Consider the following 24,171-nt stretch of genomic DNA (forward strand, 5'->3'; position numbering starts at 1 on the left):
GCCCGCCTTAGCGGAGCGCGCCGACGGAGGCCAGCGCCATCCGCACGAGCGAGCCGCGGCCGCCCTCCATCTCCGCCGCGAGCGCGTCGGAGGATGCCTCGGCCGGCGTGAGCCACGTCACCTCGAGGGCGTCCTGGCGCGGCTCGCACGTGCCCGAGACCGGCACGACGAACGCGAGCGAGACCGCGTGCTGACGGTCGTCGTGGAAGGCCGTCACACCGGGGATCGGGAAGTACTCCGCGACCGTGAAGGGAGCCGGCTGCGGCGGCAGGAGCGGGAAGGCCATGGGCCCGAGGTCGTTCTCGAGGTGGCGGAAGAGCGCGTCGCGCACGGTCTCGCCGTAGCGGACCCGGCCCGAGACGATCGTGCGCTTGATCTCGCCCACGGACGTCGAACGCAGCAGGATGCCCACGTCCGTCACCTCGCCCACGCCGTCCGTGCGCACCGGGATCGCCTCGACGTAGAGCATCGGGAGCCGGCCGCGCACGGTCTCGAGCTCGAAGTCGCTCAGCCATCCGGGGTTCGACGAGCCGCCCGGCACCGCCCCGAGGCCGCTCGCGCCCAGATCGGACGGCAGTCGGGGCTCGTCGGGGAGATCGTCGGGATCGGGATCGGGGGTGCGCACGGGCATGCGTCCTTTCTACCCTGTCGGGCCGGCCCGGTCAGCCATCCGACGTCGACTGGCCGAGGGGGAGGGAGACGGCAGGAGGCGGATGCGCCACGATGGAGGCATGGACGTGACGCCGCCCCTGGACGATTCCGCCGTGCGCTGGTCGGGCGCCCCCGGCGGCAGGCCCGTCGTCGTGCTGCTGCACGGACACGGCGCCGACGAGAACGACCTGTTCGGGATCGCTCCGCTGCTGCCGGACGCCTTCGCCTATGCGGCGGTACGGGCACCGCTGGACATGCCGTGGCCGCAGCCGGGCTACTCGTGGTATCCGATCGAGGGGCTCGAGAGCAGAGACCCGGCCCGCACGACGGAGGCCGCTCGGCGCTTCCTCGACTGGGCGGGCGCCGCCCTCGACGAGACGACGAGAGTCGGGCTCCTCGGCTTCTCGCAGGGCGGCGCCGTCGCGCTGCAGGCCCTGCGCCTGGCGCCGGAGCGGTTCGCCTTCGCCGTCAACCTGTCGGGGTACGTCACCCCGGGGGCGCTGGAGGGCGATGCCGCGCTGGCCGACCGACGGCCGGCCGTCTTCTGGGGACGCGGGACGCACGACACGGTCATCCCCGACGCGCTCGTCGCGCACACGGTCGAGTGGCTCCCGCGCCACGCCGACCTGGTCGGACGCGTCTACCCCGGGCTCGGCCACGCCGTCTCGCCCACCGAGATCGAAGACCTGCGGACGTTCCTCGAGAAGCAGGCGGGCTGACCTGCGCCGGCCCTGGCGCTCCGCGCGACCGCCCGGTACAGTGAACGGGTCCTGTTCCCGAGGTCTGGAGAAGACGTTGAAGTCGATCGACGCATCCGCGCTCACACGCTGACCCGTCGACGCTCGCCGTTCTCCCTCGGAACATCCGGCACGGTCTGAACCGCAGACCCGCCACGAGCCGCCCGCCGATCCGTTCGGCGCGCGTCCGGTGTCAGTGCATCGTCCTGCATGCACACCGGAGGCGCTCATGCCCGCTCTCTCCTTCGACCGTCTCACCCACACCTGGCCCGACGGGTCCGTCGCCCTCTCCGAGGTATCCGGCACGTTCGGCGACGGCCGCACGGGCCTGGTCGGCCGCAACGGCTCCGGGAAGTCCACCCTGCTGCGCCTCGCGTCCGGCGAGCTGACGCCGACCGCCGGGCGCGTCGTCCGAGACGGCGACGTCGCCTCGCTCCCGCAGCGGCTCACGCTCGACGTCGACGCGCCCGTCGCAGACCTGCTCGGCGTCGCCCGTCCCCTCGCGGCTCTCCGCGCGATCGAGTCGGGCGACGTCGACCAGGCGCGCTTCGACGCCGTGGGCGACGACTGGGACGTCGAGGCCCGTGCGCACGCCGCTCTCGCCGATGCGGGTCTTCCGCCCGAGTCGCTCGACCGCACGGTCGGCGCCCTCTCGGGAGGGGAGGCCGTCCTCGCGGCGATCGCGGGCATCCGGCTGCGATCGCCGGCCGTCACGCTGCTCGACGAGCCGACGAACAACCTGGACCGGGACGCCCGGCTGCGCCTGCACGAGATGGTGCGGGAATGGCGCGGCGCGCTCGTCGTGGTCTCGCACGACCTCGCCCTGCTCGAGCTCATGGACGACACCGCGGAGCTCTACGCCAACGAGCTCACGGTCTTCGGCGGCCCGTACTCGGAGTGGCGCGCCTGGCTCGACGCAGAGCAGGCTGCCGCAGCCCACGCCGAGCGGGACGCCGGCAAGGCGCTGCGGAAGGAGAGGCGACAGCGCATGGAGGCCGAGGTCGCGCTCGCACGCCGGGCGCGCACGGCCCGGAAGGCCGAGATCGAGAAGCGCGTGCCGGGGATCGTCGCCCACGGCAGGCGGGGCGCGGCCGAGGTGTCGGCCGGACGGCTCAGGACCGAGACGCAGGGCAAGGAGGCGGAGGCGCGTGCGGCTCTCGACGCCGCCGGGCGGCGGGTGCGCAAGGACGACTCGGTGAGCATCGACCTCCCCGACCCGGAGGTGTCGTCGGGACGCCGCATCGCGACGATCGGCGACGGCGACCGGTCGTGGGTCGTCCGGGGGCGCGAGCGCATCGCGCTCACGGGACCGAACGGCGCCGGCAAGTCGACGTTCCTCCTCGCCCTGCTGGGTCTCGCGCCGGCCGACCCGGCGCCGTCGAGCCCGCTCGCGGGAGAGCTGCACGTCGGCCGCGTCGGCTACCTGCCGCAGCGCGTCGACGGACTCCACGAGGACGCATCCGTGCTCGACGTCGTCCGCGACGCGGCGCCGGGGACGCCGGACCGCGAGCTGCGCAACCGGCTCGCGCGGTTCCTCGTCCGCGGGGCGGCGGTCGAGCGGCCCGTCCGCACCCTGTCGGGCGGCGAGCGCTTCCGCGTCGCTCTGGCCCGCCTCCTGCTGGCCGACCCGCCGCCTCAGCTGCTCGTCCTCGACGAGCCGACGAACAACCTGGACATCGACACGGCCGAGCAGCTCATCGGGGCGCTCCGCTCCTACCGCGGAGCCGTGCTCGCGGTCAGCCACGACGACGCGTTCCTCGCGCGGCTCGCACCCGACCTCGTGCTCGAGCTGCGCGACGGGACGCTGACGGAGCGCCGGGGCTGAGCGGCGACCTCGACCGCGACGTCGCCGCTCAGCGGGGTCGAGAGCGACTCAGTCTCCGGGCCACTCGCCGGTGGCGCGCTGGAACGCTCGTGCTCCGCCTCGGTCGACGAGGGCCTTCACGAGGGCGAAGATCGCGCCCTGGACGGCGGCGGCGAGGAGCACCTCACGGAGGCGGAACTCGGACTCCAGCGCCTTCGGCGCGTCCTCCGCCTCACCGGGGCCGACGCGCTTCCAGATCTGCTTGAACACGAGGCCCGCGAGAGCACCGCTCACCACACCGCTGAGCAGGCCGACAGGGCGGTACAGGATCTTCGCAGACGTGCTGCCGGTGTTCTTCTTCGCCATCGAGCGTCCTTTCGTCGTCTGGGTGGAGGGTGGTGCGAGGGGCGTCAGCGGCGTCGGCGCACGACGAAGAGCACGACGCCGACGACGGCCACGACGATCGACACGCCGATCCAGCCCTTCGCGTTCGGCTTCCCTCGATCGTCGGTGAGAGACTCCCTGGCCTGGTCGACGTAGGTCGTCAGCCGTCCACCCACCGCGCTCACCTGATCGGCGATGCGGGCCTTCGCCGTATCGATCCGATGCTTGGCCCGGGACGTCACGTCGAGCTTGCCCGCCAGCTGCTCGACGGTCTCGCCCAGACTCCGGCGGGTGCGCTCGATGTCCGCCTCGATCTCATCCGGCGAGGAGCCCTTCGCCGGCTCGGGTGCCGCAGGGTGCTCCTCGAGCCCTGTCGTGGGCTCGATGACGTCGGGCTCGTTCGGACTAGGCGTTGTCATGATGGCTGTGCTCCTTCACCTCTGCGATGTCGCGCTTGACGTTGGTGATCGTGCGTTCGGGGGCGGGCGAGAGGCTCTCGACCTTCTTCTTGCCCAGCATCGCTGCGATCCCCGCGGCGATGAAGAGGATCGCCGTGACGATCAGGCCCGCCGCCCACGCCGGCACGAGCAGCGACAGCGCGACGATGGCCGTGGCGACCAAGGCTCCGAGGCCGAACCAGGCGAGGATGCCGCCGGCGCCGAGGAGCCCGACCCCGAGCCCGCCCTGCTTGGTCTTCGCGGCGAACTCCGCTTGGACGAGTCTCATCTCGTCGCGGACGAGGCGAGACGTCTGCGCCGAGAGCTGGGAGATCAGCTCGGCGGTCGACTGCTCCGGTGGCGTTCCTGGCTGGTTCATCGTCGTTCTCCCATCCGCGTCGGCTGTCTTCGCACACTCTCACCGCGGTCTCGGAGCGACGAGCGGGTTGACGTGTCGGCGTTCACGGTCTATGACGTGGCTCCGCAGAGGGCCGGGGCGCCTCCGTCCGCACGCGGGGTCGTCCGCGCCGCACGACGCCGTCCCGGCCGGATGTCGGCGGGGAGGGGGAGGATGGACGCATGGATGTGCTCGATCGGTTCGGCGAGGCGACGCGGGAGTGGTTCCGCGGCGCGTTCGCGGCGCCGACCGACGCGCAGCGGGGCGCGTGGGACGCCGTCTCGAAGGGCCGACACGCGCTCGTGGTCGCGCCGACCGGATCGGGGAAGACGCTGTCGGCCTTCCTCTGGGCGATCGATCAGGTGTTCCGCGCGAAGGCGGCGGACGACGCCGAGCGCACGCGCGTCCTCTACGTCTCGCCGCTGAAGGCGCTCGGCGTCGACGTCGAGCGCAACCTCCGCTCGCCGCTCGTGGGCATCGGGCAGGCCGCGCGGCGGCTCGGGGCCGACGCGCCGGGCGTGAGCGTCGGCGTGCGCTCCGGCGACACGCCGTCGTCCGATCGCCAGCGGCTCGTCCGCCATCCGCCGGACATCCTCATCACGACGCCCGAGTCGCTCTACCTCATGCTCACGAGCCAGGCGCGCGACACCCTGCGGGACATCCACACGGTCATCGTCGACGAGGTCCACGCCGTCGCCGCCACGAAGCGCGGCGCGCACCTCGCCGTCAGCCTCGAGCGCCTCGACGAGCTGCTCGACGCGCCGGCGCAGCGTATCGGCCTGTCGGCGACCGTGCGCCCCATCGACGAGGTCGCGCGGTTCCTCGGCGGATCGGCCCCGGTCGAGATCGTCGCGCCGAAGGCGTCGAAGACGTTCGAGCTGACGGTCACCGTGCCCGTCGACGACATGCAGAACCCTCCTCCCGCGGCAGGCTCGCCGCCGCCAAGCGGCGGTGCGGACGACGGCGAGGAGTGGTTCTCCCCGACAGAGGCTCCCGAGGCGGCGGGATCGATCTGGCCGCACGTGGAGGAGGCGATCGTCGACCGCATCCTCGCGCATCGGTCGACCATCGTCTTCGCGAACTCGCGCCGGCTCGCCGAGCGCCTGACGGGCCGGCTCAACGAGATCTACGCGGAGAGGCTCGGGCTCGACCTCCCCGATCCCGCCGTCCCCGCGGCCATGATGGCGCAGGCCGGGCAGACGGCGGGCGCCGATCCCGTGCTCGCCAAGGCCCACCACGGCTCGGTGTCCAAGGACCAGCGCGCGATCGTCGAGGAGGAGCTGAAGGCGGGCGCCCTGCGCTGCGTCGTCGCGACGAGCAGCCTCGAGCTCGGGATCGACATGGGCGCGGTCGACCTCGTCGTCCAGGTGGAGGCCCCGCCCAGCGCGGCGAGCGGACTGCAGCGCGTCGGGCGCGCCGGACACCAGGTCGGCGAGATCAGCCGCGCGGCGCTCTTCCCCAAGCACCGCGGCGACGTGCTGCACACGGCGATCGTCACCGAGCGCATGCTGCACGGCCGCATCGAGGCGATCGCCGTGCCGCAGAACCCCCTCGACATCCTCGCGCAGCAGACCGTCGCCGCCTCCGCGCTGGGAGAGATCGAGGTCGAGCGCTGGTTCGAGATCGTCCGGCGGAGCGCGCCGTTCCGCACGCTCCCCCGCAGCGCGTTCGAGGCGACGCTCGACCTGCTCGCGGGCCGCTATCCCTCCGACGAGTTCGCCGAGCTGCGGCCCCGCGTCGTGTGGGACCGCGACGCCGGAACGATCACCGGGCGGCCGGGATCGCAGCGGCTCGCGGTGACGAGCGGCGGGACGATCCCCGATCGGGGCCTCTTCGGCGTCTTCGTCGCGGGCGAGACGCGGAACGCGCGCGTCGGCGAGCTCGACGAGGAGATGGTCTACGAGTCCCGGGTGAACGACGTCTTCACCCTCGGGACGACGAGCTGGCGCATCGTCGAGATCACCCACGACCGGGTCAACGTCCTGCCCGCCTTCGGGCAGCCCGGCAAGGTCCCGTTCTGGCACGGCGACGGCCTGGGCCGTCCGGCCGAGCTCGGCGAGGCGCTGGGACGCTTCTCCCGGGAGCTCACGGGCGCTGCCCCCGAGAAGGCGCGGCAGCGCCTCGTCGACGCGGGCCTCGACGAGAGGGCCCGCGGCAATCTGCTCGCCTACCTCGCCGAGCAGCGCGAGGCGACGGGGACGCTCCCCACCGATCGCACGCTCACGGTCGAACGGGGCCGCGACGAGGTCGGCGACTGGCGGATCATCCTCCATTCCCCCTACGGCATGCATGTGCACTCCCCGTGGGCGCTCGCCGTCAACGCCCGCATCCGGGAGCGGCTCGGCGTCGAGGGCTCCGCCGTCGCGAGCGACGACGGCATCATCGCCCGCATCCCCGACGCGGAGTCGGACCCGCCGGGCGCGGAGCTCTTCGTCTTCGATCCCGACGAGCTCGAGCAGATCGTGACGAGCGAGGTCGGGGGCTCCGCGCTGTTCGCCTCGCGCTTCCGGGAGTGCGCCGCGCGTGCGCTGCTCATGCCGCGCCTCAACCCGGGCAAGCGCATGCCCCTCTGGCAGCAGCGACAGCGCTCCGCCTCGCTGCTCGAGGTCGCACGGCGTCATCCGACCTTCCCGATCATCCTCGAGACGCTGCGGGAGGTTCTGCAGGACGTCTACGACCTCCCCGCGCTCCTGCGCATCGCGCGCGGCATCGGCGAGCGCCGCATCCGGCTCGTCGAGACCGAGCCGTCCCAGCCCTCGCCCTTCGCCCGCGACCTGCTCTTCGGATACGTCGGCGCGTTCATGTACGAGGGCGACTCTCCCCTCGCCGAGCGCCGGGCGGCCGCGCTGTCGGTCGATCCCGCGCTGCTGGGCGAGCTGCTCGGCAAGGTCGAGATGCGCGAGCTGCTCGACCCCGACGTGCTCGCGCAGCACGAGGCCGAGGTGCAGCGCCTCGCACCCGACCGGCGTGCGCGGGGCGTCGAGGGCGTCGCCGACCTCCTGCGCGTTCTCGGGCCGCTGAGCGAGGCCGAGGTCGACGAGCGCACCGAGCCCGCGGACGGGCGACCCGACGGCGGCGCGGCCGCGCACCTCGACGCGCTCGTCGACGCGCGCCGCGCCATCCGCCTCTCGGTCGCCGGCGAGGACCGCTTCGCGGCCATCGAGGACGCCGGACGGCTGCGCGACGGGCTCGGCACGGCGCTCCCCGTCGGCATCCCCGTGGCGTTCCTCGAGCCGGTCGCGGACCCTCTCGCCGACCTCGTCTCGCGTTTCGCCCGCACGCACGGCCCGTTCACGACCGACGCGGTCGCGACGCGACTCGGCATCGGCGCCGCCGTCGCCCGCCACACCCTGCAGCGCCTGGAGGCGCACGGCCGCCTCGCGAGCGGATTCTTCCTGCCGGAGCAGGACGGCTCCGCGCTCTCCGACGAGGTCGAGTGGTGCGACGCCGAGGCGCTCCGCCGCATCCGGATGCGGTCGCTCGCGGCGCTGCGCGGCAGCGTCGAGCCCGTCCCGCCCGACGCGCTCGCGCGATTCCTCCCCGACTGGCAGCACGTCGCCCGGCCGCTCGAGGGCGTCGAGGGCGTCGTCGCGGTCGTCGAGCAGCTCGCGGGCGTGCCCGTCCCGGCGAGCGCGTGGGAGTCGCTGGTCCTCCCCTCCCGGGTCCGCGACTACGCGCCGGCGATGCTCGACGAGCTCACGGCGACGGGGGAGGTCGTCTGGTCGGGCCACGGCTCCCTGCCGGGGAGGGACGGCTGGATCGCGCTGCATCCCGCCGACGCGGCGCCGTTCACGGTTCCCGCACCCGACGGAGAGCTCGCCGAGGGATCCCTCGAGGCGCGTCTCGTCGCGGCGCTCGACGGCGGAGGCGCCTATTTCGCGGCGCAGCTGCGGGAGGCGACGGGCGCGGAGAACGAGCAGTCGGTCGTGGACGCGCTCTGGAGCCTCGTCTGGACCGGCCGCGTGACGAACGACACGTTCGCGCCGCTGCGCACGCTGCTCGCCGGCGGCTCCCAGAGCCACAAGGTCGCGCGCCGCACCCCGCGCACCCGTCTCTACCGCGGCGTGACGTTCCGTCCGACGACCGCTTCGGCGCCTCCCCGCCCGCCCGCGCTCGGCGGACGGTGGTCGCTGCTCCCCGGGGCGGAGGAGGACGCCGCCGTCCGCGCGACGGCGAGCGCATCGCTCCTGCTCGACCGCTACGGCGTCGTGACGCGCGGGCCGGTCCAGAGCGAGGGGGTGCCGGGCGGCTTCGCGCAGATGTACCGCATCCTCGCGGGGTTCGAGCAGGCGGGCCACTGCCGCCGCGGCTACTTCGTCGAGGGGCTGGGAGCCGCGCAGTTCGCCGCTTCGGCGACGATCGACCGCCTCCGGCAGTTCGCCGCCGTGCCCGAGCCCGCTCCGCTCCGCGCCCTGACGCTCGCCGCGACCGATCCGGCGAACCCGTACGGCGCCGCCCTCGGGTGGCCCGCGCTGGAGGCCGTCGCGCACCGCCCCGGACGCAAGGCCGGCGCGCTCGTCGTGCTCGTCGACGGCGCGCTCGCGCTCTATCTCGAACGCGGAGGACGCACCGTCCTGCAGTTCGCCGAGGACGAGGAGCGGCTCGACGCCGCCTGCCGCGATCTCGTCGCGACGGCGCGCGCACGACGACTCGAGACGCTCACGATCGAGCAGGTCAACGGCGCGTTCGTCTTCGGCGCCCCGCTCGGCCGATCGCTGCGCGCGGCGGGCTTCGTGGAGTCGACGAAGGGCCTCACGCTCCGCCGCGACCAGACGAGGACCCCCGCGCGTGCCTGAGGGAGACACCGCCCACCGCACCGCGCGACGGCTGCACGCCGCCCTCGCGGGACGCGTCGTGACGCGCTTCGATCTGCGCGTGCCGTCGGCGGCCACCGCAGATCTCCGCGGAGAGACCGTCCACGAGGTGTTCGCCCGCGGCAAGCACCTGCTGCATCGCATCGGCGAGCACACGCTCCACACCCATCTGCGGATGGAGGGCGAATGGCACGTGCATGCGCGCGGCACCCCGTGGCGCCGCCCCGCGTACCAGGCACGCGCCGTCGTCGGCGCCGACGACGTCGAGACGGTGGGGTTCGAGCTCGGCATCGTGGAGCTGCTCCTCACCCGTGACGAGGCCGACGCGGTCGGCCACCTCGGCCCCGATCCGCTCTCCCCCGACTGGGACGAGGCCGAGGCGGTCCGGAGGCTCTCGCGGGACGCACGCCCGGCGCACGTCGCGCTGCTCGACCAGCGCAACCTCGCGGGCTTCGGCACAGAGTACGTGAACGAGCTTCTCTTCCTGCGCGGGGTGGCCCCGACCACGCCGATGGCCGAGGTCGACGCCGCGGCGCTCGTCGCCCTCGGCGTCCGGACGATCCGGCGCAACGTCGACCAGGTCGTGCGCTCGTTCACGGGCGACTCCCGCCGCGGGCGGAACCTCTGGGTCTACGGTCGCGATCGCCGCCCCTGCCTGCGATGCGGAACGCCCATCCGCAAGGGCTCGATGGGCCCCGACCCCACCCGCGAGCGCCGCGTCTACTGGTGCCCCTCCTGCCAGAAGACGACGCAATCCCGCCAGCTCCCGCCCTCTGCCGGATGAACGCGCCCTCCCGCCGCTAGCGTCGCGCTCATGGACGCCACAGCGATCGCGCACTTCCGCACCAAGCTCGCCTTCGAGACCGACCCCGCGGACGTCTTCCGGGACCAGACGGACGGCACGCCGTTCGTCCTCGTCGACACCCGTTCGGACGCGGCATGGGAGCAGGGCCGCGCCGTCGGCGCCGTCCATATGCCGACGCGCGCGATCCCGGAGCTCGCGCCGACGGGGATCCCCCTCGACACCCCCGTCGTCGTCTACTGCTGGAGCCCCGGCTGCAACGGCGGCGACAAGGCGGCGCTCGCGTTCGCCGGGCTCGGATACGCGGTGCGGCTCATGATCGGCGGCTTCGAGTACTGGGCGCGCGAGGGATACCCCGTGGAGAACGACGACGGACCCGTCGCGTTCGCGGAGGACGCCCTCGTGGGTCTCGTCGGATCTCCTGCCTGCGCCTGCTGACGGCGCTCGGGCATCGACATCGCCGACTTCCTCCTCGCGGCGACGGCACTCGGCATCGGAGCGTCGGTGTCCACGAGGAACGTCAGCCCTTTCCCGATGTCCCCCAGCCTCTTGAAAGCCCCTGCCGACTCAGGCGGCCAGGAGGAAGCCCTTGCGGTCGGTCGCGACGGCCTCGCCGTCGCGGATGGTCACGTCGTCGCCGATGAGAGACCCGGGTGCGACGCGCGCGTTCTCGCCGACGGTCGTCCGGACGCCGATGTGGGCGCTCTCGCCGATCATCGCCCCGGGGCCGATGTGCGCCCCCGCGTCGATGTACGCCTTGGGACCGATGAGCGCGTTCGCGTCGATCCAGGCGCCGCGCGCCACGCGCGCACCCGCCGAGATGCGCGCGCCGGGTTCGACATAAGCGCCCGCTTCCACACGCGCGTCGGGGTGGACCTTCGCTCCTGTGGCGATCAGCCCACGTCCGTTCACGTGCTTGCGATAGCGCAGCAGTTCGCCGTGGTCGTTCTCGATGTCGACGTAGTTCTTTCCCACGATGCCCTTCCGCGGCCCCGGGCGAGGCCGGACACCTGCGACAACGGGGCCGCGTGCGCGGTTATTCCCCTGAATGGAGGCATCACGTGCTGCCCAGACACCATCCACGCCGCTTCGCAACATGATCAGCTCTATCGTTGACGAGTGAGCAGAACCCCCACCGAACGTCGTTCGCTCGTCTTCGACTGGGACGAGACGGCCCACACCGTCCCCGAGGACGTGCTCGGCCTGCTCACGGGCACCTTCGTCGCGGCTCTCGGGCTGTCGCTGCTGAAGGCCGGCGGCGCGGTCACGGGCGGCACGGCGGGGCTCGCCCTGCTCCTCTCGCACGCCACCGAGAGCATCCCGTTCAGCGCGCTCTTCCTCATCGTGAACCTGCCGTTCGCCGCGCTGGCGATCTGGAAGAAGGGATGGCGGTTCGCCCTGCTCACGGCCGTCTGCATCGCCGCCGTCTCCGGCTTCTCGGAGCTCGACGCCGCGCTCCTGCCCTTCGGAGCGCTGAACGCCGTGTACGCCGTGCTCGGCGGCAATCTGCTCGCCGGCGTGGGCGTGCTCATCCTCTTCCGTCACGGCGCCTCGATCGGCGGCATCAACATCATCGCGCTGCTCGTGCAGGAGAAGACCGGCTTCCGGGCGGGATGGACGCAGATGGCCTTCGACCTCGCGATCGTCGCCCTGTCGCTCACGGTCATGCCCTGGCCGATCGTCGTCCTCAGCGCGACGGGCGCCGTGCTGCTGAACATCGTGCTCGCCCTCAATCACCGGCCCGGGCGCTACATCGGCCACTGACCGCCGCGTAGGCTGACGGGATGGCGCAGCGGAACGGGGCGGCGGGCCGCCGCGGATCGGGCGGACGGGGGAACGCGCCCCGCGGCGGACGACACGCGGCCGGCCGCGACGGCGCGAAGAAGGCCGGGGCGCCGAAGCGCGCGGCCTCGAAGCCCGCACCTCTCCCGTCGACGCCGGAAGCCCGCGTCTTCCGGCTCGGCGTCATCCCCGGCGCGATGCCCGGCAGGTGGGCCGACCGCTGGCAGGAGCGCATGACGCACGCGACTCTCGAGCTGGTCCCGATCGAGGTGGCCGCGCAACGCCGGGCCCTCGACGACCGCCTCGTCGATGCGGCGATCGTCCGCAGGCCCCTCGACGAGACCGGGCTGCACGTCGTCGCGCTCTACGACGAGGTCCCGGTGGTCGTCGTCGCGTCGGAGTCCGATCTGACGGTCGTCGAGGAGCTCCAGCCCGCCGACCTCGAGGGGTCCGTCGTCATCACGCCGCTCGACGACGTGCTCGGCGCGCTCGATCTGGCGGGCACCACGGCCGCGCGCTTCGATCCCCCCGAGACGACCGCGGACGCGATCGCGACCGTCGCCACGGGCGTCGGCGTCGCGATCGTGCCCCTGTCGCTCGCCCGTCTCCACCACCGGCGCGACGTGACCTATCGGCCGCTCGTCGACGGCCCGGTCTCCTCGGTCGCCTTCGCCTGGCCGCAGGACGGCGACTCCGACGACGTCCAGGCCTTCGTCGGCATCATCCGCGGACGCACCGCGAACTCCTCGCGCTGACGGCGGCCGCCCCGTCGCCGGGGCGCTCACCCACGACGCGGGCGCTGCGACACCTTCCGCGACGCCGCTGCGACGACGACCACGGCCGCGACGACCACGGCGGCGACGCCGATCGCCGCGTCCTGGGGCGCGTCCGCGAGGCGTCCGACCGCGAGCCACCCCAGCCCCCAGGCGAGCGCGATGGCGGGGGCGAGCCTTCCGCGCCCCTGCCATCCGAGCGCGACGCCGATGCCCGCCACCGCGACCAGGACGACGACGCCGACGCCGACGACGGATGCCGCACCCTCCCAGGAGACGGGAGCCGTCTGGGTGAGCCAGGCCGCGGTGTTGGCGACCGCCGCCAGGGCGACCCACCCGAGGTGGAGACCCGTCACCCCGTCGATGAGCAGGAGGGAGGCGAGGCCACGTCCCTCCGTCGCGACGGCACGGCGGAACGCGACGCCCAGCACCGCGGTGAGCGCGAAGATCGTGACGACCGTGGTGAGGAGCGTCGTGTACTGCGCGGCGAGCAGCCACAGCCCGTTGAGCGCCTCCGATGCGGCGATCCACCACCCCAGCGCACGCTGACGCGCGACGGCCCGCTGCGACGGGAGCGCCTGCCACACCGCGTACGCGACAAGTCCGGCATAGATGGCCGTCCAGATCGAGAAGGCGGGACGGGCGGGGGCGAGATAGGAGGCGTCGACGTCGAGCGCCCCGCCCTGCAGCTCCTGCACGGGGGTGCCGCCCAGGAGGCCCGTGCCCGCCATCGCCGCGACGATCATGAAGACCGTCGCGGCGACGACGACGGTCTGGCGCACGACATCGGCGCGTCGGCGGTCGGCGGCTCGTGCGACGTCCATGGGATCACGCTAGCGGGCGCTCACCCGCCGATCGCGGGGTTGACAGGGCCCCTCATCCGTCGCCCGGCCTCCGCAGCAGCCCGATCTGCTCCGACAGATACGGCGCCAGCGGCCGGAAGAACCCGGCGGGCGACCACCGGACCATGAGCGTGCCGTGGTCCCACGACAGCGGCCCGTCGTCCCCGCCATCCGCCACGGCGGCGACGTCGACGGGCGCCCACCCGATGTGGAACGTCTCGCCCTCCGCGAACCCTCCGCGGAAGGCCATCGCCCGCACCTCCGCGCGCCGCCGCTGCGACTCGGCCGGATAGCCGCGCCGCACCTCCTCGGCCGCGCGCAGCACCTCGCCGGTCGCCCAGACCCCGTCGTCGCCGAGCAGAAGGACGCCCAGGCGCCACACCTCCCCGACGCGGACGATCCTCGGCCGCACGCCGATCGCGCGCTTCACGCGCCCCGGCTCCACGAGGCCGCCCGTCGACTCGCGGGGGACATCGGCCAGCCGCGAGCGCGCATCGTCGAGAAGGGCACGCAGGTCGTCCATCGGTGTCAATCTACGGGTCACCGCCCGCCGACGAGCCTTCAAAAGATTTGAACTTTAGATAAGGCGACCCTAAACTCGCCTGGGGCCACCGCGCCCCCACGAGAGGAACCACCGCATGAGCACCACCACACGCGGCCGCATCGGCGTCGCCGCGATCCTCGGTATCAGCCTCCTCGGCGTCACCGCCTGCACCGGCGCCGCCGACGCGGAGGAGACGACGGAGACGTCGTCCGGCGACTTCGAGGCGGTGACCATCGAGCACGCGCTCGGCGAGGCCGTCGTCACCGAGAAGCCCGAGCGCATCGTCACCCTGGGACAGGGGTCGACCGAGACGGCCATCGCGCTGGGAACCGTCCCGGTCGGCATGGAGGAGTACGCCTGGGGCAGCGACGAGACCGGCTACATGCCGTGGATCCACGAGGCCGTCACCGAGAACGGCGACGAGCTCCCCGCGCAGTTCGCCGGCAGCACCGAGCTCGACATCGAGGCGATCGTCGAGCTCGAGCCCGACCTCATCCTCGCGCCCTGGTCCGGGCTCACGCAGGAGCAGTTCGACGTCCTCACCGACATCGCGCCGACGGTCGCCTACCCCGAGCTCCCCTGGACCATCACGTGGCAGGAGCAGATCGAGGTCATCGGCGAGGCCCTGGGCCAGGAGGAGGACGCCGCGGCGCTCGTCGCCGAGATCGACGAGCAGCTGTCGGAGTCCGCCCGTCCCGAGTACGAGGGCATCACGTTCTCGTACATCTACAACTCCGGCCCCGGCACGCTCGGCGTCTTCTTCCCCACCGAGCAGCGGGTGGCCATGGTGAGCGCGCTCGGGCTCACGGTCGACCCGGTCGTCGAGTCGCTCCGCGAGTACGAGGTGGAGGGCACCGACTCCGCGTCGATCGGCCTGGAGAACGCCGACAGGCTCGCCGACTCCGACCTCGTCTTCACGTTCTACTCCGACGAGGAGAGCCGCGCCGAGATCGAGGGGCAGGACCTGTACCAGCAGATCCCCGCGATCGCGCGCGGCACGGTGGTCGCACCGACCGATCAGCCCTTCGTGACCGGCTCGTCCATCATCAACCCGCTGACGGTGCCGTGGGCGCTCGAGCGCTTCATCCCGCTCATCGACGAGGCCGTCGCGAAGCTCGACAGGTGACCCGCATCGCGAGCCCCGCCCGCGGAGCCGCGGTCCTCGCGGCCTCCGTCGCGGGGCTCGCGGTCGCCGCGGGCGCCGGTCTCTTCCTCGGCGGCAAGGCGACCGACGCCGCCGCGGTCGTCGCGGTCCTCGCCGGCGCCGACGACCCCTACCTCGCCGCGGTCCTCGACGCGCGGCTCTCCCGCACGGTCATGGGAGCGATCGTGGGCGCCGCGCTGGCCGTGGCCGGCGTCGTCATCCAGGGCATCACCCGCAACCCCCTCGGCGATCCCGGACTGCTGGGCGTCACGGTGGGCGCCTCCGCCGCCGTCGTCACCGCGGCAGCCGTCACCGGCTCGGGCTTCGGCTCGGGCTCCGTCTGGGTCGCCCTCGTCGGCGCGCTCGTCACGGTCGTGCTCGTGTACGTGGTCGGCGGCCGGTCGACCTCGGGCAGCGTCGTCACCCTGCTGCTCACCGGCGCGGTCGTGTCGGCGGTGCTGAGCGCCTACACGCAGACGATGACGCTCACCCGGCCCGACGTCTTCGACTCCTTCCGGTTCTGGGTCATCGGCTCACTCGGCGGCCGCGGGCTCGACGTCGCGGCCGCGATCGCGCTCCCGCTCGCCGCCGGTCTCCTCCTCGCGGTCGCACTCGCCCCCGGGCTCAACAACCTCGCGCTGGGCGAGGACGTCGCCACGTCCCTCGGAACGCCCGTCCCCCTCATCCGCGCGGGCGGCATCCTCGCCGCGGGGCTTCTCAGCGCCGCCGCGACGGCGGCCGTCGGCCCGATCGCGTTCGTCGGGCTCGCCGTGCCGCACCTCGCCCGCTCCCTCGTCGGCATCGACCATCGCTGGCAGGTGCCCGTCGCGGCGCTCCTGGGCGGGACCCTGCTCATCGCGGCCGACATCGTCGGCCGTGTCGTCGCCCGGCCCGAGGAGATCATGGTCGGCATCGTCACCGCTCTCCTGGGCGGGCCGTTCCTCCTGCTCGCGGTGCGACGCGGATGGGCCGCCCGGTGACCTCGGTCATGCGCGTCGGGCGCGTCGCCGCGTTCCCCGTCGACCGCAGATCCCTCCTCTACGGCGCGGTCGCCGTCCTCCTCCTCGCCGTCATCGCCGTCGCGACGCTCACGCTGGGCCGCCTCGGCATCCCGCTCGCCGAGCTCCCCTCGGCCCTGCTCGGCGGCGCCGAGGGGAGCTCGGCCTTCGTGCTCGAACGCCTGCGCGGCCCGCGCCTCGTCACCGCCGTGCTCGTCGGAGCGCTCCTGGGCATCTCGGGCACGCTGTTCCAGACCGTGACGCGGAACCCGCTCGGGAGTCCCGACGTCATCGGGCTCGGAGCCGGCGCGGGAGCCGGAGCCGCCCTCGCGTCGCTCGTGTTCGCCGGGATGCCCGCGGCCGTCGGCGCCGTCCTGGGCGCCGGCATCGCGACGGCGCTCGTCTTCGTCTGCACGGGGCGCGGCTTCCGCTCACCGACGCGGACCATCATCGCGGGCATCGCCGTGGCCGCGATCGCCTACGCCGTGACCCAGTACGTCGTCAGCGTGAAGCTGAGGGACGCCGCCTCGCAGCTCGCCGCGTACCTGGTCGGCTCGCTCAACGCGGCGAGCATGCAGGACGTCGTCGTCACGGGCGGCGCGCTCGCGGTGCTCCTGCCCGCCGCCACGGCGCTGGCCCCGAAGACCGCCCTGCTCGAGCTCGGCGACGACGTCGCCGCCGGCCTCGGCGTCGCGACCGACCGGACGCGCTCGACCGCCGTGCTGCTGTCCGTCGCCGCGGCGGGCGCCGCCGTCGCGGCGGCCGGGCCCGTGTCGTTCATCGCGCTCACCGCTCCGCACATCACCCGCCGCCTCACGCGCGCGGCCCACGCCGGGATCCTTCCCACCGCGCTCACCGGAGCCGTGCTGATGGGAGCGGCGGATCTCGCCGCGCAGCAGATCCCGCTGTTCGACGGCCTGCCCGTCGGCGTCCTCACGCTCGGCGTGGGCGGCGTCTACCTCGGATGGCTTCTCGTGCAGGAACGATCGAGAGGAAGACTGTGACCGCCATGCACCCCGCAGGGCTGCGCCTGGAGGACGCCACGCTCGGCTACGACGGCCGGACGGTGAGCAGCGGGCTGAGCTTCACCGTCCCCGAGGGGGAGTTCACCGCCGTCATCGGGCCGAACGGCTGCGGCAAGTCGACGATGCTGAAGGCGCTCGGGCGGATCCTGCGACCGCACTCCGGACGCGCGACGCTCGACGGCGCCGACATCCGCTCGCTGCGTGCCCGGCAGGTCGCGAGGCGGATCGCATCGCTGCCCCAGAACCCCGCAGCCCCCGATGCGCTGCGGGTGCGGGACCTCGTCGCGCGCGGGCGGAATCCCTATCACTCGCTGCTGCGCCAGTGGCTGCCGGGCGACGCCGAGGTCGTCGAGGAGGCCATGACGGCCACGGGCGTCGCGGAGCACGCCGACCGACTGCTGTCCGAGCTGTCGGGCGGGCAGCGCCAGCGCGTGTGGATCGCGATGGTCCTCGCACAGCAGACCGACTACGTCCTGCTCGACGAGCCGACGACGTTCCTCGACCTGGCGCACCAGATCGAGCTGCTCCATCTGTGCCAGGACATGCACGCCGCCGGGCGCACGGTCGTGGCCGTGCTCCACGACATCGACCAGGCGGCCCGCTACGCCTCCCACCTGGTCGTCATGAAGGACGGCGCGATCGTCGCGCAGGGCGCGCCGCACGAGATCCTCGACGAGACCCTCGTCTCCGAGGTCTTCCGCGTCGACGCCGTCGTGGAGCGCGACTCGCAGAGCGGCGCCCCGACGATCAGCGTGCGTCCTCGCCCCGGCTCCGGTCGTCGCGCTCCCGCTTGAAGCGGTTCCACTCCTCGCCCAGCCGAGCCTCGATGAGCCATCCCATGTAGTCGCGCATGTTGCGCACGCGCTCCCACGCCCGGCCGCCCTCGCGCACCGTCGTCAGGGTCTGCTCGGCGAGCCGCCGCTGGTTCTCGAGGTACGCCTGCTCCGCCGCGAGGAAGCCGGCCCAGACGTCCACGTCCATCACGAAGTAGTGCGCCCGGTCGCCCGGGCGGCGCACCCGGCGGACGAAGCCCCTGTCGACGAGCTGGCGCGTGTAGACGGACACGGAGCCGCGGCTCACGCCGAGGGCGTCCACGAGCTCGTCGGGGCGGACGCCGTCCGACTCGTCCACGAGCAGATAGCCCGCGATGAGCCCCTCGATGCGCGATGCCCCGGAGGCGGACCAGTAGTCCGCGAAGCGCGTGACGAACTCGCCGGGCGGCACGCCGCCATCCGCCTCGGTCCCCATGCCCTCGCCTCGTTCCGCGATGTGAGCGCGTTCAGGCGGCCGTCGGGCCGTCGTCGCCGCGTCGCGGCATGAGCTGCAGCGGCGCGACGGGGTCCGGACGCTCGCCGTGCAGCTCCCGGTGCAGGCCCTCCATGCGGTCGTCGAGCTCGGCCGCCGTGATCGCCGCCTCGCGCAGGCTGTCGGTGAGGCGCGCGGGCACCTGGCTCTCGTACTTGTAGTAGATCTTGTGCTCGAGGCTCGCCCAGAAGTCCATCGCGATGGTCCGGAACTGCACCTCGACGGGGACGGGCACGGTGCCGGTCGAGAGGAACACCGGAACCTCGACGATCGCGTGCAGGCTCTTGTAGCCGTTCGGCTTCGGGTCCGCGATGTAGTCCTTCACCTCGCACACCGTGATGTCGTCCTGCCGGACGAGCAGCTCGAAGAGCCGATAGGCGTCCGTCACGAAGCTGCAGGTCACCCGCACGCCGGCGATGTCGAGGATGTTCTCGCGGATGGCGTCGATCGACGGATCGATGCCCTTGCGATCCGCCTTCTCGGCGATCGAGTCCATCGTCTTCAGCCGGCTCGAGACGTGCTCGATGGGGTTGTACGCGTGGGCGTGCTCGAAGTCCTCGCGGAGGATCGACAGCTTGGTCTCGATCTCCCGCATCCCGAAGCGGTACTGGTTGAGGAAGCGCTGCATCTCATCGCGAAGCGAGCGCGCATGCTCCAGCATGTCGTCGTCGACCGGGAACGAGCTCATGGCCTCCACGCTAGGAGGTCGCTCTATGGGATCCCTGTGAGGTCATCGCCCACCGACGTCGGCGCCGGCGCTACAGTGGCGGCATGGGTGTGCTCTACTACGGTCCGGCCGCGTCGCCGATCCGCATCGACGACCGGGCGCTCGCCCATCTGAAGGTCGTCATCCTCGGCAAGCTGCGACGCAACGAGAGCTTCTCGGTCTCGTGGCATCACCATCCCGACGAGCCGCCCGGCCGCAGCACGATCTGGCTGCATCCCGCCATCCCGCTGCGCTTCGTCTTCGACGACGTGGAGCCGCCCGAGCTGAACCGCGCCTGGCTGGAGGAGCTGGCCGTCTCGGCCCACGCCCTCGGCGGGCTCACCCTCGTCGACGAGGACGTCGACGCGTCCGACGACCACTGAGCGGCGGCGTCCGGTCCGCGGCGTCAGCCGTCGCTCTCGGCGGGCTCCTGCGGCTCGGGCATGATCGTCAGTCCCGAGGGACCGCTCGCGGCCTTCATGAGCTCGTCGAGCCAGAGGCGGTTCAGACGGGGCGAACGCCCGCCGGAGAACTGGAACTGCAGCGGGATGGACGGATGGAGCCAGAAGCTGCGGCGGCCGGTGCCCTCGCCGAGGGACGCGTCGAACATGAACGGCTCGGAACGGCGCAGCTTGTTCATCACGACGATCCGCAGGTGCGCGAGGGTGCGATCGTCGAGTTCGACGGAGTCGGCGCCTGCGCCGTAGATGAATCTTCCCACGGCCCGAGCGTATCCCGCTCGGCCGCGCGCGACCACATCAGCGCGGATCGTGGCGCGTCGGCGCCCCGCCGACGGACGACGCGCGCGCTTCGATGAGCTCCTTGAACCGCGCGAGATCGTGCTCCGCCTGCGCCGAGTCCATCCGACCGCCCGCTCCGTCCGACTCCCATGCCATCCGGAGCCGGACGTGGGTGCCGTCCTCGGTGGGCTCGAAGTCCACACGGCCGTCGTGGAGGACGCCGTCCGTGCTCTGCCACGAGATGTGCTCCTCCGCCACCTGATCGACGACGTCGGCGTAGAACTCCTCCACGACTCCGCCGATGCTCACCGACCACCGGGAGCGGACGTCGTCGATCCGCCTGACCGACCGGACGGCCTCGAGATACTCCGGGAACGTCTCGACCCGGGTCCACTGCCGGTAGACCTCGGCGATCGGGGCTTCCACATCGATCTCGGCGATCATCGCGGTGGTCATGTCCCTGTCCTCCTCGTGGTCCCGCAACAGAGCGGTTTCGCTTCCCCGAGAGGATCGTAGAAAGCGCGGATGCATCCCCGCGACGGGTTGACTCCGGCCGCAGACACGACTATCCCCGGCGCGTGGACGCCGACGGGTTCGAGCCCTGTCGCGCGGCCGGCGACCGCCGAAGCCTGTCGGCACGCCCCCTGCGGAGCCGTCCGTGGAGTCGTCGTGACGCACGCGCGCCGAGCGGCTCTCGCGATGCCGCCCGGCGCGGATCCCGTCCGCGGCGACGAGATCAGTCGACCGCTTCGATCTGCGTGTGGATGTACTGGACGTCCTCATCGCTCAGGGTCGTCCCGTCGGCGATCTCCTCGCCGGTGACGCGCACGATCTCGTGCAGCACACCGCCGACGAGCGGCGCGCGCGGGTACTCGATGAGGGTGTTCCTGGTGTCGATCGAGAGGTGAGGCCACCACTCGTGGATGGGAGGCAGTGCGTCGGACATGACAGCTCCTTCCGTCTGTGTCTGAACCGTAAGCGCCGCGTCCGTCGCCCCTCAACCGATTGACACGGGATGGGCACCCGTGTAGCTCCGCGCGAACCGCGGGGTCGAGAGGGTGCCACACCCTCCTCTGTATGCATTAGGAACATGATGCGCGCCACATCTGGCGTTGACACGGTCGAGTGCATACACTCGACGGCGAACCCAGACGCGAGGAGGCGGACGATGCGAGCGAGCGAACGCGCCTACGCCGCCCTTCTCCACGAGATCCAGGCCGGCACGCTGGCCGCCGGCACCGTGCTCGGCGAGGTCGAGCAGGCCGCGCGCCTCGGCGTCAGCCGCACTCCGCTGCGAGAGGCGCTGAACCGGCTCATCGCCGACGGCCTCGTCGTGCAGCAGTCGCCGCGCGTCACGGCGGTGTCGCGCATCGACGGCGACGAGATCCGACGGCTGTTCGAGGCGCGCCGGGCACTGGAGACGGCGGCCGCCCGGCTCGCCGCCGAGCGCGGCGACGGCGTGGGGTTCCGGGCGCTCGCGGAGGAGTTCACGCGCGCCGGGGCGTCGCTCGCCGATCCGCCGGGACGCGACGCCTACTACGCGCTCATCGCCCGCTTCGACGAGGCCGTCGACCGGGCGGTCGACAACGACTACCTCGCGTCCGCGCTGCGGACCGTCCGCACCCACCTCGTCCGCGCCCGCCGGCTCGCGAGCGAGCATCCCGCCCGGCTCGCGGCATCCGTCGCAGAGCATCGTCTCATCGCCTCGGCCATCGGGGCGGGCGACGGCGACCTGGCCGCCCACGCCACCCACGTGCACCTGCACGAAGCGCTCGTGCACATCCTCGATCACCTTCCGGAGGCCCGCCGATGACCGTCGTCCACCCCGTGCGCACGCACCGCAGCGAGGAGCGGCTCCCCCGTGAGGAGCAGCTCGCCTGGAAGATCGCCGAGGTCGCCGTCGACCCCGTCGAGATCGAGCCCGAGGTCGCCGAGATGGCGATCAACCGGGTCATCGACAACGCCTCCGTGGCCGCCGCCTCGCTCACGCGGAGCCCCGTCGTCTCCGCTCGCGCGCAGGCCCTCGACCATCCCGCGAGCCGGGGCGGAGCCGGGGCGACGGTGTTCGGCGTCGCCCCCGGCACGCGCACGAGCCCCGAGTGGGCGGCGTGGGCCAACGGGGTCGCCGTGCGGGAGCTCGACTACCACGACACCTTCCTCGCAGCCGAGTACTCCCATCCGGGCGACAACATCCCGCCGATCCTCGCGGTGGCGCAGCACACGGGCTCGGACGGCCGCTCTCTCCTGCGCGGGATCGCGACGGGGTACGAGATCCAGATCGGCCTCGTGCGCGCCATCAGCCTGCACCGGCACAAGATCGATCACGTCGCGCACCTCGGCCCCTCGGCCGCCGCGGGCATCGGCACGCTCCTCGGGCTCTCCCCCGAGGCGATCTCGCAGGCCGTGTCGCAGGCGCTCCACACGACGACGTCCACGCGGCAGAGCCGGAAGGGCGAGATCTCGACGTGGAAGGCCTATGCTCCGGCGTTCGCGGGGAAGGCGGCCGTGGAGGCCGTCGACCGGGCGCTGCGCGGCCAGACGTCGCCGGCGCCGATCTACGAGGGCGAGGACGGCGTCATCGCGTGGCTCCTCGGCGGGCCGGAGGCGCGCTACGAGGTGCCGCTGCCCGCACCGGGGGAGGCGAAGCGCGCCATCCTCGACTCGTACACGAAGGAGCACTCCGCCGAGTACCAGGCGCAGGCGTGGATCGACCTCGCCCGCCGCCTCGGCGCCGAGCGGCCCGAGCTGCGCGACCCCGCGAACGTCCGATCGATCGTGCTGCACACGTCGCACCACACGCACGTCGTGATCGGCTCGGGGTCGGGGGACCCCCAGAAGTACGATCCGACGGCCTCGCGCGAGACGCTCGACCACTCGATCCCCTACATCTTCGCCGTGGCGCTGCAGGACAGCGGGTGGCACCACGTCGACTCGTACGCCCCCGAACGCGCCGCCCGGCCCGACACGGTCGCCCTGTGGCGGAAGGTCACGACGGCGCTCGACGACGAGTGGACGCGCCGGTACCACTCGGAGGATCCGGCGGAGAAGGCCTTCGGCGGGCGCGCGGAGATCGCCCTCGCGGACGACTCGACCCTCGTCGCCGAGATCGCGGTGGCCGACGCCCATCCGCTCGGCGCCCGCCCCTTCGCCCGCGAGGACTACATCCGGAAGTTCCGGCTGCTGGCCGAGCCCGTGCTCGAGCCCGGCGAGATCGAGCGGTTCCTCGGCCTCGCACAGCGCCTGCCGGAGCTGTCCCCCGCCGAGGTGGCACAGCTCACGATCGTCGCGAAGCCGGGAGTCCTCGACGCGGTGCGGAGCCCGAGGGGGCTGTTCTGATGCGCGCATGCACGACGGAAGGAACCCGCTGATGCTGTATTCCCAGACCCCGGCGCACGAGAAGCGCCGCCTGTTCCGCGAGCGGCTCGGCTCCGGCGAGCTCCTCCGATTCCCCGGCGCGTTCAACCCGCTGTCGGCCACGCTCATCGAGCGCAAGGGCTTCGACGGCGTCTACATCTCGGGAGCCGTGCTCTCGGCCGACCTGGGGCTCCCCGACATCGGACTGACGACCCTCACCGAGGTGGCCCAGCGCGCCGCGCAGATCGCCCGGGTAACGGAGCTCCCCGCGATCGTCGACGCCGACACGGGGTTCGGCGAGCCGATGAACGTGGCGCGCACCGTCCAGACCCTCGAGGACGCGGGCCTCGCCGGCGCGCACATCGAGGACCAGGTCAACCCCAAGCGCTGCGGCCACCTCGACGGCAAAGAGGTCGTCGACGAGCACACGGCCCTGCGGCGCATCCGCGCCGCGGTCGACGCACGACGCGACGCGGACTTCCTCATCATGGCGCGCACCGACATCCGTGCGATCGACGGCCTCGACGCCGCGGTCGATCGGGCCAGGGCGCTCGTCGACGCGGGGGCCGACGCGGTCTTCCCCGAGGCGATGAGGGACCTCTCGGAGTTCGAGAGGGTGGCGAGCGCGCTCGACGTGCCGGTGCTGGCGAACATGACGGAGTTCGGCAAGAGCGACCTCTTCACGGTCGACCAGCTGCGGGACGCCGGCGTCCGGATGGTCATCTGGCCCGTCTCGCTGCTGCGGATGGCGATGGGCGCCGCCGGGCGCGCGCTCGACACGCTCGTCGACGAGGGCGCGCTGGGGTCGCGGCTCGGCGAGATGCAGCACCGCGCCGACCTCTACGACCTCATCGACTATCAGGGGTACGACAGGTTCGACGCCGGGATCTTCGACGTCGAGATCCCGAGGTAGCGGGCCCGGCGCCCGTGAC

At 72.8% G+C, this 24,171-nt stretch carries 27 protein-coding genes; 15 read left to right on the forward strand and 12 right to left on the reverse strand.

The window, feature by feature from the left end; all coding sequences use genetic code 11:
* Window positions 1-7: 7 nt before the first annotated feature.
* The gene (locus N8K70_RS13735) at window positions 8-631 is read right to left on the reverse strand and encodes an NUDIX hydrolase family protein (RefSeq protein ID WP_317138912.1); all 624 of its coding nucleotides are present in this window, start codon (window positions 629-631) and stop codon (window positions 8-10) included.
* A 100-nt stretch (window positions 632-731) separates the two neighbouring features.
* On the opposite strand from N8K70_RS13735, the gene N8K70_RS13740 reads away from it, so the two are divergent.
* Entirely contained in the window at window positions 732-1,370 is a 639-nt protein-coding gene (locus tag N8K70_RS13740; RefSeq protein WP_317138913.1) for an alpha/beta hydrolase, read from the forward strand.
* A 247-nt stretch (window positions 1,371-1,617) separates the two neighbouring features.
* Window positions 1,618-3,213 (forward strand): ABC-F family ATP-binding cassette domain-containing protein, encoded by a 1,596-nt coding sequence (locus N8K70_RS13745; RefSeq protein WP_317138914.1) that lies wholly within the window; start codon window positions 1,618-1,620, stop codon window positions 3,211-3,213.
* A 48-nt stretch (window positions 3,214-3,261) separates the two neighbouring features.
* Here the strand turns inward: N8K70_RS13745 and N8K70_RS13750 are convergent, their stop codons facing one another.
* The 3 genes from N8K70_RS13750 to N8K70_RS13760 are packed head-to-tail and all read right to left on the reverse strand — an operon-like array spanning window position 3,262 to window position 4,392.
* Complete coding sequence (locus N8K70_RS13750; RefSeq protein ID WP_317138915.1) at window positions 3,262-3,558, reverse strand: DUF4235 domain-containing protein; 297 nt, start codon at window positions 3,556-3,558, stop codon at window positions 3,262-3,264.
* A 44-nt stretch (window positions 3,559-3,602) separates the two neighbouring features.
* Window positions 3,603-3,995: a DUF3618 domain-containing protein gene (locus N8K70_RS13755; RefSeq protein WP_317138916.1), complete on the reverse strand. Its 393-nt coding sequence runs from the start codon at window positions 3,993-3,995 to the stop codon at window positions 3,603-3,605.
* Window positions 3,982-4,392, reverse strand: coding sequence for a phage holin family protein (locus tag N8K70_RS13760; protein ID WP_317138917.1), 411 nt, complete (start codon window positions 4,390-4,392; stop codon window positions 3,982-3,984). Before N8K70_RS13760 ends, N8K70_RS13755 begins: the two co-directional genes overlap by 14 nt.
* Window positions 4,393-4,592: 200 nt before the next feature.
* Between N8K70_RS13760 and N8K70_RS13765 the strand changes: the two genes are divergently transcribed.
* Genes N8K70_RS13765 through N8K70_RS13775 form a run of 3 tightly spaced genes read left to right on the forward strand, consistent with a single transcriptional unit; the run spans window position 4,593 to window position 10,464 of the window.
* Window positions 4,593-9,206: an ATP-dependent helicase gene (locus N8K70_RS13765; protein WP_317138918.1), complete on the forward strand. Its 4,614-nt coding sequence runs from the start codon at window positions 4,593-4,595 to the stop codon at window positions 9,204-9,206.
* Window positions 9,199-10,008: a DNA-formamidopyrimidine glycosylase family protein gene (locus N8K70_RS13770; protein ID WP_317138919.1), complete on the forward strand. Its 810-nt coding sequence runs from the start codon at window positions 9,199-9,201 to the stop codon at window positions 10,006-10,008. The genes N8K70_RS13765 and N8K70_RS13770 overlap by 8 nt, the downstream gene beginning before the upstream one ends.
* A gap of 30 nt (window positions 10,009-10,038) precedes the next feature.
* Entirely contained in the window at window positions 10,039-10,464 is a 426-nt protein-coding gene (locus N8K70_RS13775) for a rhodanese-like domain-containing protein (RefSeq protein WP_317138920.1), read from the forward strand.
* Window positions 10,465-10,593: 129 nt separating this feature from the next.
* On the opposite strand, the gene N8K70_RS13780 is transcribed toward N8K70_RS13775, so the two are convergent.
* Window positions 10,594-11,001, reverse strand: coding sequence for a transferase (locus N8K70_RS13780; protein WP_317138921.1), 408 nt, complete (start codon window positions 10,999-11,001; stop codon window positions 10,594-10,596).
* 144 nt (window positions 11,002-11,145) lie between these two features.
* Here N8K70_RS13780 and N8K70_RS13785 point away from each other — a divergent pair, with 144 nt between their 5' ends.
* Window positions 11,146-11,790 carry a YitT family protein gene (locus tag N8K70_RS13785; RefSeq protein ID WP_317138922.1) on the forward strand — a complete coding sequence of 215 codons (645 nt, stop codon included), beginning with the start codon at window positions 11,146-11,148 and terminating at the stop codon, window positions 11,788-11,790.
* A 20-nt stretch (window positions 11,791-11,810) separates the two neighbouring features.
* Window positions 11,811-12,563 carry a LysR substrate-binding domain-containing protein gene (locus tag N8K70_RS13790; RefSeq protein ID WP_317138923.1) on the forward strand — a complete coding sequence of 251 codons (753 nt, stop codon included), beginning with the start codon at window positions 11,811-11,813 and terminating at the stop codon, window positions 12,561-12,563.
* A 26-nt stretch (window positions 12,564-12,589) separates the two neighbouring features.
* Here the strand turns inward: N8K70_RS13790 and N8K70_RS13795 are convergent, their stop codons facing one another.
* Window positions 12,590-13,405 carry a tryptophan-rich sensory protein gene (locus tag N8K70_RS13795; RefSeq protein ID WP_317138924.1) on the reverse strand — a complete coding sequence of 272 codons (816 nt, stop codon included), beginning with the start codon at window positions 13,403-13,405 and terminating at the stop codon, window positions 12,590-12,592.
* Window positions 13,406-13,457: 52 nt separating this feature from the next.
* Window positions 13,458-13,946, reverse strand: a complete 489-nt coding sequence (locus N8K70_RS13800) for a glutaminase (RefSeq protein WP_317138925.1) — start codon at window positions 13,944-13,946, stop codon at window positions 13,458-13,460.
* A 115-nt stretch (window positions 13,947-14,061) separates the two neighbouring features.
* On the opposite strand from N8K70_RS13800, the gene N8K70_RS13805 reads away from it, so the two are divergent.
* Genes N8K70_RS13805 through N8K70_RS13820 form a run of 4 tightly spaced genes read left to right on the forward strand, consistent with a single transcriptional unit; the run spans window position 14,062 to window position 17,928 of the window.
* Entirely contained in the window at window positions 14,062-15,093 is a 1,032-nt protein-coding gene (locus N8K70_RS13805; RefSeq protein WP_317138926.1) for an iron-siderophore ABC transporter substrate-binding protein, read from the forward strand.
* The gene (locus N8K70_RS13810) at window positions 15,090-16,091 is read left to right on the forward strand and encodes a FecCD family ABC transporter permease (RefSeq protein WP_317138927.1); all 1,002 of its coding nucleotides are present in this window, start codon (window positions 15,090-15,092) and stop codon (window positions 16,089-16,091) included. The genes N8K70_RS13805 and N8K70_RS13810 overlap by 4 nt, the downstream gene beginning before the upstream one ends.
* On the forward strand, window positions 16,088-17,113 hold the full coding sequence (locus tag N8K70_RS13815; protein WP_317138928.1) for a FecCD family ABC transporter permease: 1,026 nt from the start codon (window positions 16,088-16,090) through the stop codon (window positions 17,111-17,113). The genes N8K70_RS13810 and N8K70_RS13815 overlap by 4 nt, the downstream gene beginning before the upstream one ends.
* A 5-nt stretch (window positions 17,114-17,118) precedes the next feature.
* Window positions 17,119-17,928 carry an ABC transporter ATP-binding protein gene (locus N8K70_RS13820; RefSeq protein WP_317141226.1) on the forward strand — a complete coding sequence of 270 codons (810 nt, stop codon included), beginning with the start codon at window positions 17,119-17,121 and terminating at the stop codon, window positions 17,926-17,928.
* On the opposite strand, the gene N8K70_RS13825 is transcribed toward N8K70_RS13820, so the two are convergent.
* Together N8K70_RS13825 and N8K70_RS13830 are read right to left on the reverse strand one after the other, a co-directional pair.
* Window positions 17,882-18,382 (reverse strand): GbsR/MarR family transcriptional regulator, encoded by a 501-nt coding sequence (locus N8K70_RS13825; RefSeq protein WP_317138929.1) that lies wholly within the window; start codon window positions 18,380-18,382, stop codon window positions 17,882-17,884. The two genes, N8K70_RS13820 and N8K70_RS13825, sit on opposite strands and share 47 nt — an antisense overlap.
* Window positions 18,383-18,413: 31 nt before the next feature.
* The gene (locus tag N8K70_RS13830; protein WP_317138930.1) at window positions 18,414-19,127 is read right to left on the reverse strand and encodes a GTP pyrophosphokinase; all 714 of its coding nucleotides are present in this window, start codon (window positions 19,125-19,127) and stop codon (window positions 18,414-18,416) included.
* 83 nt (window positions 19,128-19,210) lie between these two features.
* Between N8K70_RS13830 and N8K70_RS13835 the strand changes: the two genes are divergently transcribed.
* Window positions 19,211-19,528 carry a DUF7882 family protein gene (locus tag N8K70_RS13835; RefSeq protein ID WP_317138931.1) on the forward strand — a complete coding sequence of 106 codons (318 nt, stop codon included), beginning with the start codon at window positions 19,211-19,213 and terminating at the stop codon, window positions 19,526-19,528.
* 23 nt (window positions 19,529-19,551) lie between these two features.
* Here N8K70_RS13835 and N8K70_RS13840 read toward each other — a convergent pair whose 3' ends face one another.
* From N8K70_RS13840 to N8K70_RS13850, 3 genes are all read right to left on the reverse strand, one after another.
* Window positions 19,552-19,866, reverse strand: a complete 315-nt coding sequence (locus tag N8K70_RS13840) for a DUF7882 family protein (RefSeq protein ID WP_317138932.1) — start codon at window positions 19,864-19,866, stop codon at window positions 19,552-19,554.
* A 37-nt stretch (window positions 19,867-19,903) separates the two neighbouring features.
* On the reverse strand, window positions 19,904-20,341 hold the full coding sequence (locus tag N8K70_RS13845; protein ID WP_317138933.1) for an SRPBCC family protein: 438 nt from the start codon (window positions 20,339-20,341) through the stop codon (window positions 19,904-19,906).
* Between the two features lie 280 nt (window positions 20,342-20,621).
* The gene (locus N8K70_RS13850; protein WP_317138934.1) at window positions 20,622-20,831 is read right to left on the reverse strand and encodes a hypothetical protein; all 210 of its coding nucleotides are present in this window, start codon (window positions 20,829-20,831) and stop codon (window positions 20,622-20,624) included.
* Between the two features lie 222 nt (window positions 20,832-21,053).
* Here N8K70_RS13850 and N8K70_RS13855 point away from each other — a divergent pair, with 222 nt between their 5' ends.
* Genes N8K70_RS13855 through prpB form a run of 3 tightly spaced genes read left to right on the forward strand, consistent with a single transcriptional unit; the run spans window position 21,054 to window position 24,152 of the window.
* Window positions 21,054-21,698: a GntR family transcriptional regulator gene (locus tag N8K70_RS13855; protein ID WP_317138935.1), complete on the forward strand. Its 645-nt coding sequence runs from the start codon at window positions 21,054-21,056 to the stop codon at window positions 21,696-21,698.
* Window positions 21,695-23,221, forward strand: a complete 1,527-nt coding sequence (locus N8K70_RS13860; protein WP_317138936.1) for an MmgE/PrpD family protein — start codon at window positions 21,695-21,697, stop codon at window positions 23,219-23,221. Before N8K70_RS13855 ends, N8K70_RS13860 begins: the two co-directional genes overlap by 4 nt.
* 31 nt (window positions 23,222-23,252) lie before the next feature.
* Entirely contained in the window at window positions 23,253-24,152 is a 900-nt protein-coding gene (prpB, locus tag N8K70_RS13865) for a methylisocitrate lyase (protein ID WP_317138937.1), read from the forward strand.
* Window positions 24,153-24,171 lie beyond the last annotated feature (19 nt).

Origin of the sequence: Microbacterium sp. AB (assembly GCF_032878875.1) — a bacterium.
GTDB lineage: Bacteria > Actinomycetota > Actinomycetes > Actinomycetales > Microbacteriaceae > Microbacterium > Microbacterium betulae.